Raw genomic sequence first — 13,812 nt, forward strand, 5'->3', positions numbered from 1 at the left:
GCCCTTTCTGAACTGCTGCATTTTGAAAAATCCGTTGCCAAATTTTTTATATTGGCCTATTATAATATTAAAAGCGATTCTCTCCCTCCGCTTATTCCAATGCAAAAGGAGCCATACATGGACAACCAGCCACCGAAATTATCACTAAAGGACACCGTATACCAGCAGTTAATTGAACTAATCTGCCAGGGCCAAATAAAACCGGATACCCTGTTCACGGAAAACCAGATGATATCCTACTTCAAGGTCAGCAAATCCCCTGTCCGGGAAGCCTTAATCCAGCTCTGCCATGAAAATGTGCTGAAAAGCATTCCCAGATGCGGCTATCAGGTGACTTCCATCAGCAGCAAGAATGTCCGGGATGTGACGGAGCTGCGTCTCTACCTGGAACTGTCCAGCCTCCCCAAGGTCATGAAGAACATCACCCTGGCCGACATCGGGGAACTGAAGCGCCAAAACCAGGTGCGCCTGGTAAATCCGGAAAAAAAGGATTTGTGGATAGCCTGGCGCAACAATTACCAGTTTCACATGACAGTGGTGCGCCTGGCAGGCAACGAGCAGGTAAACAATGCCATGGAACAGGCCATGACCACCTACCGCCGGGCCTATGCGCAGCTGTACACCCTGAAGAAGGATGTGATTGCCGCCAACAAGGCCAGTTACCACGACTTTTTTGTGGACAGTCTGGAACGGCATGACATGTTCTCCGCCCATGAATACCTGAAAAAGGATATCCTGTTCATGGAAGACGAACTGCTGGGTACCGGCATCACGACCTGACGGATGCCGGATGTACGCCGGCTTTATGCCGGATGTATGCCGCTGAATTGCCGGCCTTAGTTCTGCTCCAGTTTCTCCACCGAGTCCACCACACACTTAATGCGGTCATAGGCAATTTCTGTCGGAAGGGTGCAGTCAGAGCCAACGATGAACGGCCTCCCCTTCATTTCCTCCAGGACCTCCCTGGTATGCTGAAGGATTTCCTCCTCTGTTCCGGTTACCAGGACTCCGTGCCTGTCCGGGAACCCGCCCAGGATGATGCTGTCACTGAAAAGCCCGGCGCCCTTGGTAAGGCTGTAATCATTTCCGTAAATCCCCCAGTTTACAATGGCCGGATGCAAATCCTTATAACGGTTAAAGTCAATATTGCTCTTGCATATATGTAACACATTGAAATCCGTGCTCTTTTTGATGTGGTCGTACACCATTTTCTCGTATGGGGCCACGAATTCCTCAAATTCCTCATCTGTAAAGAAATTCCGCTCCCCTCCCAGGGCCGCATAAAAGATTCCCTCCGCGCCAGCTTCCAGGGAACAGTCTGAAAATTCCATAAGGGTTTCCGCCACTGTCCTGAACACATGTTTCATCTCAGCCGGACGTTCCCTGCAAAATAAGGTAAGCTGATATCCCATGCTGGTATAATTGCCTGCAAACCCTGTTTCATGGAAGGTGGAGGCAATAAGGCCGTGGATGGTAGACATAATGGGATACTCTCCCTTCGCCTTGTCGGCAATCCTCTTGATAATTTCCATCTGGTCCTGGAAAATGGCGTCCTTTCTGGAAAATCCCCTGAACTTGCTGATGTCTCCCAGACGCTCAATTTTTGTATTCCCATCATATAGGATATTTTCATTCATGATTTTCAGGATATCCGTATCCGTTGCCTTCATAAAGTCCAGATGGGCCTCAATGGCTTTCTCACCATGATGCATGTCTTCCGGAAAATGAAGCCAGAATCCTACAGGTGTCCTGTCCACTGGTTTTCCTTCCAATACATTTCTGATACGTTCCCTCTTTGTCATGGTTTCCATTTTGTTACTTCCTTTCCCTTTTTGATGCATGTATGTATCAATTATTCTCTCCGTTGATATTATCAATAATATTATCAGTTAAGACATATGTCAAGTATATTTTGTATTATTTGGACATTATTAATAAATTAATTCATGAATTTTGTACATATATTCTAAACTTAATATGTTTTATAATATTATCAGCAAAGGGATTATTTTCGAATGTGAGAAAGGGAATTTTATGGATATCTACAACCAGCGTATTGCAAAAGCAAGAAATTTAATGAAGGACACCGGCCTCTCCCTGTTGGTTATCACGCCTTCCTCTGACCTTATGTACCTGACAGGCTACTCAAAACCAGCCACGGACCGTCTGACTGCCCTGCTCCTTACTGAGCATGACTCCTATTTCCTGTGTCCCGCCATGGAGAAAAACTATCTGGAGGAGGTGGTCTGCCAGGCTGAACCCATTCTCTGGGAAGACAGCGGGGACCCGTTTGTAAAAATGGTTTCCGCCCTGTCCGCTGTTGGCATTTCCAAAAAATCCTACATAAAAGCAGCCGTTGGAAACAGGATGCTCAGCAGCTCCCTTCTCCGGCTCATGGAACTGTATCCCGGCATTCTGTGGAGCAATGCGGACCGTGTCCTGATTCCCCTGAGAAAAGTCAAGGCGCCGGAAGAGATTGATATGATTAGGAAAGCACAGGATATGGCAGAAAGGGCGTTTACCAGGCTTCTGGAGCATGGCCTGGAAGGAAAGACGGAACGTCAGCTGTCAGAGCAGCTCATGAAGCTGCGTTTGGAAGAGGGCTTTGACGCAGTGGGGCCCGGCCTGATTGCCAGCGGACCGGGCAGCGCCTCCCCCCATCCTGTGCTGTCAGATAATAGGATACAGGCAGGAGACACGGTAATGTTTGATTTTGGCGGGACCTATAAGGGATACCACGCAGATATGACCAGAACCTGCGCAGTTGGATATGCATCCGATGAATTTAAAGAAGTGTATTCCATTGTCTTAAAAGCCCACATGGCTGTCCTGAGGACAGCCGCCCCGGGTACGGCCTGCCGGGATATGGACCTGGCCGGGCGCAGGGTCATTGACCAGGCCGGCTACGGTGCATTCTTCACCCACCGTCTGGGACACGGCATTGGACTGGATATCCATGAGCCGCCCTTTGCCTCGGCCGGCGGGGAAGGTGTACTGGAAACCGGAAATGTGATTTCCAACGAGCCGGGCATATATCTGCCGGGACGTTTTGGCATCCGTATAGAGGATTTAATTGTGATTACTGATAAGGGCTGCGAATCCCTGAATACCATGACAAAGGAGCTGATGATTGTGTGACGCGAATGCTATTCCCCTTTTTTCCACGCCTTGATTTCCTCCAGACGCTCCTTTATCGGTTCCTCCGCCCCCTGGTCCGTGGGATGGTAATATTCCCTTCCGGCCAGTGAATCCGGCAGGCACTGCATCCGCGCCAGTTTTTCCTTTGTATCGTGGGCATATACGTAGCCGTCACCGTAATGCAGGTCCCTCATCAGCCCGGTGGGGGCATTGCGTATGGTAAGGGGAACCGGCTCAGACAGCATGTCCTGGGCATCTGTCCTGGCGGATTCATAGGCCGTATAGGCAGAGTTGGACTTGGGCGCCATGGACAGGTAAATCACGGTGTGGCTGAGATGTACATTGCATTCAGGCATTCCCAGGAAATGACATGCCTGGTAAGCAGACACCGCCAGCGTCAGCGCCTGGCTGTCCGCCATACCTATGTCCTCGCTGGCAAAACGGACCAGCCTGCGGGCCACATACAGCGGGTCCTCCCCTGCCTCCAGCATACGCGCCAGCCAGTAAACAGCTGCATCCGGGTCGGAATTGCGCATGGACTTGTGGAGTGCGGATATAAGGTTATAGTGTTCTTCCCCCTTCTTATCGTACAAAAGGCTCTTTTTACCGATACACTGCTTCAGCACATCCTCTGTAACCGTGGTCTTATCCGGGCTGATTACCCCGTTTGTCACTGCCATCTCCAGCGTATTCAGGGCGGTCCTGGCATCCCCGTCTGCAAACCCGGCAATCATATCAACCATATCATCCGTGATTTCCACATTCAGATAGCCCAGTCCTTTTGTGCTCGTCAGCGCCATCTTAATAAGGCGGGCCAGGTCGTCCTGCGTCAATGCCTGGAGCACAAACACCCTGCACCGTGACAAAAGGGCGCTGTTTATCTCAAAAGAGGGATTCTCCGTGGTGGCCCCTATCAGTATAATGCTTCCTTTTTCCACATAAGGCAGGAACGCATCCTGCTGTGCCTTGTTGAAGCGGTGTATCTCGTCCACAAATACAAGGGTCTTGATTCCCATTCTCCGGCTGTTTTCAGCCCGGGCCATGACCTCCTTAATTTCTTTGATGCCGCTGGTAACAGCGCTGAAATTGATGAACTGGGCATTGGTCCGTTTGGCTATGATTCCGGCCAGGGTGGTCTTGCCCACACCGGGAGGTCCCCAGAAAATCATAGACGGAATTTTGTCCTGCTCTATGAGCTGGCGCAGCAGCTTCCCCCTTCCCAAAAGATGTTCCTGCCCCACAAATCCGTCCAGGTCATCCGGGCGCAGTCTGCTGGCCAGGGGATTGTATACTTCTCTGTCGTCGAATAATGACATCTGTTCCATCACCTTTTACCCCTCCTTTCAGAAATGGGTTGTGCTGTAATTGTAATGAATATAAATAAATTGGATACGATTACGTTTCACTCTGATTTTACTGCATTTCCCAATCATCCGGAATATTCTCCGTTCCCCACTTGCAAAGCGACTGCAGAATCGGCATCATACTCTGCCCTATTGCAGAAAGTGAATATTCAACCTTGGGCGGAACCTGCGGATATTCGGTACGAATGATAATTCCGCTGGTTTCCAGTTCTTTTAATTGGCTGCTCAGCATTTTATGCGTCACGCTTCCCAATGCGCGTTTTAATTCGCTGTATCGGAGAACCTCCTTTTTCCATAGCCAAAACAGAATATGCATTTTCCATTTTCCGTTAATTAATGAAATGGCATATGCAAATGGTTTTACATTTACCTCTTTACAAAAATCCTTATCTCCCGCCACCTTAACTCTCCTTTTAGATAGTATCTATCAAAAATGTGTGTTCTTTCTTTTTTACTATAACACAGTATAATAATATTACACAATATCAAATTTGCAGGAGGCAATTTTTATGAGTTTAATGAACACACCGATAAAAATAAAAAAGATTGAACTAAAGAATCGTCTGGTGATGCCGCCCATGGCAACCGCTAAAGCTGACCAGACAGGCCAGGCAACAGAGAAGCTTTGCCAATATTATGACGAAAAATCCAGAGGCGGATATATTGGTTTGATTATCGCAGAACATTGTTTTGTAAATCAGGAGGGAAAAGCCGGCAACAGCCAGCTGTCTGTTTCTGAAGATGATGATATAGAGGGATTGAAAAAAATAGCAGCTGTTATTCACAATAACGATACACCCGTCTTTGCGCAAATCAGCCATGCCGGCGGAGCGACCCAAACAGCAATAACCGGTTGCAGGCTTTTAAGCGCAAGTTCCATACAAATACCCGGGATTAAAACACATGATATGCTGCCCAGTGAAATGACGCAACGCGATATTGATAAAGTGGTGAATGATTTTGCAAAGGCAGCATTAAGAGTGAAAAAAGCCGGGTTCGACGGTGTGGAAATACACTCGGCGCATGGATACCTGTTGAATCAATTTTTTTCTCCGTTAACAAATAAAAGGCTGGATCAATATACAGGAAATACACTTCAGGGCAGAATCAGACTTCATTTAGAAATTATCAGGGCTGTCCGTAAGCAAGTAGGCAGTTCCTATCCCATCGCTTTACGTCTTGGAGCTTGTGACTATATAGAGGGAGGGATAACCATCCGGGACAGTGTATCTGCCTGCCAGGAATTTGAAAAAGCCGGTGTTGATTTATTAGATATTTCAGGTGGTTTCTGCTCATATATAAATCCAACAGTAAAACAGCAGGGATATTTTAGTGAACTTTCTGCTCCCATAAAAAATGCCGTCCGCATTCCTGTTATCCTTACAGGAGGCATTACAGAAGCAGAGACAGCGGAAAGGCTGCTGCAAACAGGAAAAGCAGATATGATAGGTATTGGACGCGCCATTTTAAAAAACTCCCACTGGGCAAAGCAGGCAGCTTTGGCCTTAAACCAGAGCGGCCTATAGAGAGCAGGTTAAGATTGATAGTCAGCAATTTATAGTGTATTCTATAAGAAAGAGGCTGGAATTTAGTTTTGAAAGGAGGAATTGAATATGACAACATCTAATATAAAGGTTATTATCCAATGCGATATCCATAAAGTATGGGAAACCGTATTAGCAGTTGAGCGTTATCACACATGGAGAAGTGATGTGAGCAGAACAGAATTGATAGATGGAAAGCAGTTTATAGAATATTCCCCCAATGGCTACCCAACAACCTTTACGGTTACTGTGGTTGAACCGTTCAGACGTTGGGAGCTTGATGTGGAAAACAGCCATACAAAAGGTCACTGGGCTGTTGTATTTGCGTCCAAAACCAGTGCGTCCAATGGCAATGAAACAGAAATCGACTTTACAGCGTGTGTAACAGCGAAAAAACTTTCAATGAGACCCATTGGTAAAAGCGTATTTGAACAAACATATTTGAAAAAAGCGCAGACGCAATTTATAACAGATTTAAAGAAATTTCTCAATTGACAACTTTCAGTTTTGTATAATATCTAAATAGTGAATGACCAGGTCGTGTTTGAAGATTGCTTTTACGTCAGATGCGAGGCTCACTTTGCAGGATATTTGGTCCCGGTGAAGGAGGCGTAATGGGCTGTTCCGACTGAACTTAAGCCAAATATATCGCAAAGCGGGGTGTACTTTATCCTAAAGTGGTCCTAAGGCGGGTACCTCTGGCGGATTCCTTAGGACAGACAATGAACTTCCAAATATGCCCTGATTATTAAGTATGAAGTTAGTACTTTTATATTATGCGTAACATAGAATACCTGATTTAAGGATATTAAATTAAAATACCATTTTTCAGAATGGATTTGAGGGGGCTTTCATATGAAAACGATAGATGACAAACTGCTTGTATTATCTGACATCGGACAGGAATTTAACAGCGCAGGGGTCACCTGGGCCGTGGGCGCCTCTCTATTGCTGTATCTCAATGGAAAAACAGATGATTTTCATGATATCGACCTTCTGATATCAGAAAAAGACGTCCCCCGTGTAAAAGAACTTATGCAGCAATTCGGCGCCCTGTCTCCAAAAAATCCAAATGCGCGGTATAAAACAAGGCACTTCCTTGAATATACGATAGATGGCGTGGATATTGACATAATGGCTGGATTTGTTATCGTTCATGACGGAATTGACCACGACTGTTCTCTGGACCCTGATACAATTACATCGTCGGCCATGGTAAATAATGTCTCAATTCCCCTGCATTCATTAGATGAATGGTGTAAGTATTATGAATGGATGGGGCGTCCGGATAAAGCTGCTATGGCTAAATAAATGACAGAGGAATAACCGCGGAGGATGGCGTCAGGCAGGGATGGGGTTAATGTTGGGGAAGCTGTATTCCTTTGCGTGGTGATAAGGTTCTGATGGTAATTGGCTTATTACAAAAAATTGTAAATCTACTGCTCTTCTTATTTCGATTTGCGAGGCCCTTGCGGGCCTCGACGCTCCAACGGCTGGAGGAGGTACAGACCGAGATTTCAACCCACAAGGCCCTCGCGGGCCTCGACCTATAAAAAGTTTATGGAGGAGTATATGGGGAGGATTTCAACCCACAAGGCCCTCGCGGGCCTCGACAGCAAATCTGCCTAACATTCCCTCCATCATTTTGTGTATTTTTCACTTTCCCTCCTCAATTCCGCCCTTCGCTCCTTCTGCCACAGCCCACACATCCATCCATCTCCCCGGACTTTCCGGTGCGAATCTCCCGGACATTTCATGTCCGCCTGGCATTCGCACCTGCCTAAAAGGACTTTAATCCCGTAAAGCTATACACTATTTATACAGCACATAATCCTTCATTTCACGCATATATCCTGCAGTCTGCAATACATCAGCTGCCTCATCCGGATACTCTTTCAAAACAATCCTCTTTTGCTCCGGATATATGGCTCCCTGCTTAAATGCGCGGACAAATTCTGTTATCACTTCCTCCATATCATTAGTATTATAAACGCGGAGCACCCTGCCCTGGCGTTCCATTACGGCCGCCGGCTTTCCTGCCTTCAGAGCCACTGCGGTTCCGGCCACTGCCAGAAATCCACATTCATCCGGAAACTCCAGGACTTTTCCCCACACCAGGTCAGGGTCTGTTCCGTTTAGCCACACTGTATGGTTATCCGGCTCCCTCAATGCACCTGTCACGGCATCATAATCCTCGCTGCGGACAAATTGGGCTCCTGACATTCCTGCCACAAAATAGCCCCTTCTTATGCGACCCGTATATTCCCAGATACGCAGAACCTCCAATGCCTGCGCCCAGCTCCACTCCCATTTATTTCCATCCGTTTTTAAGGTATAGGGTGACTCCCATACTGCCTGTACCGATTTCCGGAAGGTTTCACGGCATAAAATCATGTTTTCATCAAAAAACAGCTGCAGCCACTCCTCCGGCCCATATTTCCTTACCGGCCTTACAATGTCCCACCTCCCGGCCGACAAAGCCATGACCCTGGTATTTACCCGCTGCCTGACAGCAGCTTTCTTCACCTTATCCTGGTTCTGCCATTGTCTTACAGGCACAAAGCTGTCCGCACATACCAGGCCCTTTTCAGCCAGGCTTAACAGTACTTCCTGGGCGCTGCTTTCCTGTGGTATCTTTGTAAGGAATTTAAGAAAACTGGCTCCTCTGCGTTTTAACTCCTGGTACATGAGGAGCTCATCCCCTTTAAGCTCATCCCCTTTAAGCGCAGCCCCTGTTCGCTCATCTCCTTTGTCCTCTTCTTCCTCTGCTCCGGCAGACTCCCAATCTATGTCCTCATAACTGCAAAAACAGAGGTTTCCTTCCGGTGTCATTCTCCAGAAATAATCCCCCTGGGCCAGCAGGCGGTCCAGAAGGCTGCCTCCGTAGCGCTCCACCCTCCTGGCAAAATAAACATTTTCCCAGAAACGGACAGGGAATGGTTTTCTGCATCCTTTTGCCATTGCTTCCCTTAGCTGTTCTTCTGCCGGAGCATGTATCACTGCCCTGGAAGCCATCAGCGCGGCGTAATGGGAAGCCGGCTGCGTAACTGTCTGGCTGCGCAGGCTGCGGATATGCCCTTCTCTGGCACGTTCATAGAGTTTCTCATGATAATAGACGCCCTTGTCTTCCACTGTGCTCCCGGAACAGCACATTTTTTCCAAAAGCCTCTCTGCCATTTCTTCAGACAAAAAATACCGTTCCCTTATATCTTCCGCTGTCTGTCCGCCCCGGTAGTAAAGCATCCGACGGATGATATGCATTCCAGCCTCCTGGTCCTGCTGCTGCAATGCCCTCATATACTCGTCTTCATGCTCTGCCGCTATCCAGATTCCCGGCTCCACATAGCAGGCCAGGCCCTGTCTGGCCAGGGTATCCAGCCAATCAGCCGGTATATCCAGCTCTCCTGCTTCCAAATCCCCTTCCATCATGAGAAGAGAATGAAGCTCCTCCTCATTTTCCGGCATCTTTCTCCTTGCCCATCCTTTGGACAATTCCTCAGCCGTGGGCTTAAGAAGCGCCTTCTTCAAGTCATCCTGCACGGCCTGGCGGATTTTAGGAGTCACCGGAGAGTACTCGTACATCTCTTCTGCCTCTGCCTGCCACTGGAAGGGCAGAGACATGGGAGAGGGCACATCCAGCCAGATTTCCCTGACTGTAATAAGACCGGAACGAATCTTTGCCAGAATTTCCATCACTCCCCCAATGTCCCACTGGTGTTCCAGACATTCCCGTTTTGTCTCTCGAATCAGGGGATGGTCCGGCTGGTCCATCAGGGAGCTTAACAGTTCCGTACTCTTAAGGCGCTGCATCCAAAGGGGCTGACGCCCGCCCCGTTTCATGCCCATCATTAACGCCCGGGCTGCATTGTAGCGGAATGTCATGCCGAACAGAGGCGTATCAGGCAGGATTGCTTCCAGCACCGGACGAACCTGGTCCGGGTTAACTTGATACAGGAGTCCCTCCGGCAGCTGCTCCCTGCCGTAAGGATACAGCAGAAATCCATCCTCCTCATCCACACTTCCCACATCCATCCCCATGGTGTGGCGTATCATATGACGCAGGACCAGGGACAGCGGGCCATTTACCCGTCTGCCAAACAAAGCATGGACCATGACCTGGTGGTTTCCCGCGCTGTCTTTAAAATGTTCCACCACTATGGTCCTGTGGTCAGGAAGCCCCTCCGTGGCCTGAATCTGCCGTTTTATAAAGCCGGACGCATTGGCCGACGCCGGCTCGTCCAGTCCCAGTTTTCCCAGGGCCTTTTCCAGTTCCCCGGCGCGGCTAGCCATTTCCAGCTCTGCGAATATCCGGCCGAAGGCAAGGCTGGTCCTGAGGTCCCTGCCCTTTGTCTCCCCTTTCCAAAACGGAAGTCTGGCTCCCTCTGCCGGAGCCTGGGTCACAATGACTGAGTCCTTATCCTGGCGGACCACACGCCAGCCAAAGGACCCCAGCATGAACCGGTCCCCGATTCTGGACTCATAGACAAACTCTTCGTCCAGCTCTCCCAGCTTCACCCCATCCTCTGTTTTAGCTGCATACATCCCTTTATCCGGTATGGTGCCCCCTGCTGCCGTGGCCAGCATACGGCTGTAAACATCCCCTGACACCCGGCCATGAATCCGGTCATACAGAATCCTTGGACGCACCGGTATTTCCCGGTTGTGCTCATAGTCTCCTGCCAGCATGGCAAGGACATCCTCCACATCCTTTCTGGTTACCTGGTAAAATGGATAAGCCCGTTCCAGCACTTCCATCACATCATCAATGCTGTAACTTTCTCCGGAAGCCATGGATACCAGATGCTGGGCCAGTACATCAAGGCACAGGCGCGGAGGATTTGCCCGTTCCACACCTCCATGGCGGGCCACCTCTGCCGTCATACCGCAATATACGGCCTCAGGCGCGGTCCTGGGATACATGTACATAACGCTGACCCTGCCCGGATTATGTCCTGCCCGGCCCAGCCGCTGCATGGTGCTGGATATGGTACGGGGACATCCGACCTGCAATACCTGTTCCACATCCCCCACGTCAATGCCCAGTTCCATGGACGACGTGGCGCATAACAGCCTCAGTCTTCCCTCTCTTAAATCCCGTTCCACTTCATCCCGCTGTTCCTTTGACAGACTGCCATGGTGAACCCTGGCAAATCCATCCCCGCCCAGCAGATTCACATAATAAGCCAGTTTTTCCACGTAACGCCTTCCCTCAGAAAATGCAATCACGCTCTTACAGCTCAGACACTGACGGTATACCGCCATGCCCAGTTCTTCCCATACCGGGTCCTTCCTTCTTCCCACGGCAGGAGCCGTGCCAATGACCTGGATTTCCACCTGCTTATCCATGGCCGGGGCACAAATGGCTGCAGGTTCCGGTGACAGGTAGGAGGCTGCAAGCTCCAACGGTTCAATGGTGGCCGACAGTCCAATCCGCTGGAGCCTGTGTCCGCAGAGCTTATCCAGCCTGGCCACAGACAGCATCAGATGCGCTCCCCTCTTGGTATCAATAAGGGCGTGAAGCTCGTCCAATATGATTGCCTTTGCAGTCTTTAATACCTGACGGCCGGATTTGGATGTCAGCATGAGATACAGGGATTCCGGTGTGATAATCAATATATGCGGCGGATGCTTTACCATCCTCTGACGCTCCTTCTGAGGCGTATCCCCAGTGCGGATGGCTGCCTGAATCTCCTTTATGGATTGCGTGCCGGCACTGCCTCCCAATGCGCCGGAATCATCTGCCACACCGGATTCCGCCTCAATCCCCTCCAAAGGTTTACGGAGGTTTTCCCTGATATCCCCTGCCAGAGACTTAAGGGGAGAGACATAAATCACGTATAGTTCTTCCCTGAGCTCCCCCTTCTCCGCCAGTCTGCCCAACTGGTCAATGAACACCAGGAACGCGGAGAGCGTCTTGCCTGTACCGGTAGGCGCGCTGACCAGCACATGCTTTTTATCGGCAATGGCAGGCCATGCTTCTTTCTGTATTTTTGTAGGTTCTCCGAATGTTTTCCGAAACCAGCTTTCAGTAGCAGGCAGGAATTGTTTAAGAGTATCCTTTTGCATATAATCCTCCATGCAGGCGGCTACGTGTCATTTCTGTTGTCTGGATTCTTACCCGGAAAACTCCGGGTATTCATATTATTATACCATTCTCCTCTTCCGCCTGTCTATGGCCTGCATGCCGGTTCCGTCTATCATTTACACGGCATCCTCTCCCCGCTGTCACTTACATGATATCCCCGCCCTTCTCCATGCTATTTCCAAATTTTTATTTTCCACCTGCACAGGTTCCCTTCACCTCAAACTTATTATATAATATGTTCATATCAACCATAAAACAAATCAAAGCGCACTGGAAAACAGCTCAGATAAAGCACTGGAAAGGAACAGACATGGACAAACGGAAAACCGGCATTTTTCTTCTCATATTCCTGCTTGGGCTCATATCCGGCTTTACACTATCCAGCGCAGTCAGAGGACATGGCATTGCAGATACTTCTGCAGCGCATGACGCCTCTGAAGCACATGACGTTTCCGAAACACATAATGTCTCTGAAGCACATAATGCCTCCGAAACACATAATGTCTCCGGTTCCCCTGTCCCTCAGGCCCTGGTGACCTCCGGCTGCTCCTATCCCGAATGGGACAAACATACAACCTATACAGGCGGGGACAAGGCTGTCTATAGCGGTAAAATATACAAAGCCAGGTGGTGGACCCTGGGAGAGATTCCCGGGCAGGCCGATGTATGGGAATACACACCGGAAATGCCCGCCCAGCCGGAAGCCGTGCGCAAAGCCTCAACATCCTCCGCAAAAATAGTGGGCTATTACCCTTCCTGGAAATCCTACCAGCCCCAAAAACTGCAGATGGATGTGCTGACCCACATCGCCTATGCATTTGCCATTCCCACATCCGACGGCAGACTGCTTCCTCTGGAAAACCCGGAAACAGCAATCCGGCTGATAGAATACGCCCACAAAAACCAGGTGAAAGTCCTATTGGCCGTGGGAGGATGGAGCCATAACGGGACCGAACTGGAGCCTGTATTTGTAAACGCCACATCCACCAGTGAAAAAACAAGACAGCTGGGCGATGAAATCCTGGCCATGTGCAGCCAATACGGATTTGACGGAGTGGACATGGACTGGGAACATCCCAGGATGGACGGCAGCTCCAAGGACCAATACCAGGAGCTGATTCTTTATCTGGCTGATAAACTCCATGCACAGGACAAGCTTCTGACCAGCGCTGTCATCAGCGGCGTCAGCGCGGACGGCAATATCTGCTACGATGCAGCTGCCCACAGCGATGCCGTGCTGGAGGCAGTGGACTGGATTCATGTCATGGCCTATGACGGCGGTGACGGTGAGCGCCATTCTTCCTATGAATTTGCAGTGAACTGTGCCGCCTACTGGCGCGGCGCACGAAAGATGCCTGCCGATAAAGTGGTGCTGGGCGTTCCCTTCTACAGCCGCCCCGGCTGGGCCGGATATGAGGATATTCTGGCGGCAGACCCTGATGCCTGGAGCAAAGACCACGCCCTGGTCAACGGGGTGGATGCTTTTTACAACGGCATTTCCACCATGGAAAAAAAGGCCGCGTATGCCAGGGAAAACCTGGGAGGAATCATGATATGGGAACTGACCCAGGACACGGACAATTCTGACAAAAGCCTGCTGTCAGCCATTAAAAGAGGAATGCAGTAACCCATCTGAAGACGTACAGACCAGCAAAAAGGGCTGCCCATACACATGCGGCAG

10 protein-coding genes are annotated in these 13,812 nt (G+C 49.6%); 6 read left to right on the forward strand and 4 right to left on the reverse strand.

What is annotated here, in order from left to right; genetic code table 11:
• Positions 1-117: 117 nt before the first annotated feature.
• Positions 118-780: a GntR family transcriptional regulator gene (locus FGS84_RS22345; protein ID WP_138310525.1), complete on the forward strand. Its 663-nt coding sequence runs from the start codon at positions 118-120 to the stop codon at positions 778-780.
• A gap of 56 nt (positions 781-836) precedes the next feature.
• Here the strand turns inward: FGS84_RS22345 and FGS84_RS22350 are convergent, their stop codons facing one another.
• Complete coding sequence (locus tag FGS84_RS22350; RefSeq protein WP_138310526.1) at positions 837-1,811, reverse strand: uroporphyrinogen decarboxylase family protein; 975 nt, start codon at positions 1,809-1,811, stop codon at positions 837-839.
• 223 nt (positions 1,812-2,034) lie between these two features.
• Between FGS84_RS22350 and FGS84_RS22355 the strand changes: the two genes are divergently transcribed.
• Entirely contained in the window at positions 2,035-3,138 is a 1,104-nt protein-coding gene (locus FGS84_RS22355) for a Xaa-Pro peptidase family protein (RefSeq protein ID WP_138310527.1), read from the forward strand.
• 8 nt (positions 3,139-3,146) lie between these two features.
• On the opposite strand, the gene FGS84_RS22360 is transcribed toward FGS84_RS22355, so the two are convergent.
• Both FGS84_RS22360 and FGS84_RS22365 read right to left on the reverse strand, forming a co-directional pair.
• Complete coding sequence (locus tag FGS84_RS22360; protein ID WP_138310555.1) at positions 3,147-4,463, reverse strand: replication-associated recombination protein A; 1,317 nt, start codon at positions 4,461-4,463, stop codon at positions 3,147-3,149.
• Between the two features lie 88 nt (positions 4,464-4,551).
• Positions 4,552-4,902: a helix-turn-helix domain-containing protein gene (locus FGS84_RS22365; protein WP_227146101.1), complete on the reverse strand. Its 351-nt coding sequence runs from the start codon at positions 4,900-4,902 to the stop codon at positions 4,552-4,554.
• Positions 4,903-5,011: 109 nt separating this feature from the next.
• On the opposite strand from FGS84_RS22365, the gene FGS84_RS22370 reads away from it, so the two are divergent.
• The 3 genes from FGS84_RS22370 (at position 5,012) to FGS84_RS31020 (ending at position 7,357) form a co-directional block, all read left to right on the forward strand.
• Positions 5,012-6,028, forward strand: coding sequence for an NADH:flavin oxidoreductase (locus FGS84_RS22370; protein WP_138310528.1), 1,017 nt, complete (start codon positions 5,012-5,014; stop codon positions 6,026-6,028).
• Positions 6,029-6,115: 87 nt separating this feature from the next.
• Positions 6,116-6,541 carry an SRPBCC family protein gene (locus FGS84_RS22375; protein ID WP_138310529.1) on the forward strand — a complete coding sequence of 142 codons (426 nt, stop codon included), beginning with the start codon at positions 6,116-6,118 and terminating at the stop codon, positions 6,539-6,541.
• A 360-nt stretch (positions 6,542-6,901) separates the two neighbouring features.
• Positions 6,902-7,357 (forward strand): hypothetical protein, encoded by a 456-nt coding sequence (locus tag FGS84_RS31020; protein ID WP_171042697.1) that lies wholly within the window; start codon positions 6,902-6,904, stop codon positions 7,355-7,357.
• Between the two features lie 501 nt (positions 7,358-7,858).
• On the opposite strand, the gene FGS84_RS22385 is transcribed toward FGS84_RS31020, so the two are convergent.
• A complete protein-coding gene (locus FGS84_RS22385; RefSeq protein ID WP_138310530.1) occupies positions 7,859-12,112 on the reverse strand; it encodes a DEAD/DEAH box helicase in 4,254 nt (1,417 codons plus the stop codon).
• 329 nt (positions 12,113-12,441) lie between these two features.
• Here FGS84_RS22385 and FGS84_RS22390 point away from each other — a divergent pair, with 329 nt between their 5' ends.
• Positions 12,442-13,758: a glycosyl hydrolase family 18 protein gene (locus FGS84_RS22390; RefSeq protein ID WP_138310531.1), complete on the forward strand. Its 1,317-nt coding sequence runs from the start codon at positions 12,442-12,444 to the stop codon at positions 13,756-13,758.
• Positions 13,759-13,812: the final 54 nt, after the last annotated feature.

Source organism: Clostridium sp. 1001271st1 H5, from assembly GCF_005845215.1.
Lineage (GTDB): Bacteria > Bacillota > Clostridia > Lachnospirales > Lachnospiraceae > Enterocloster.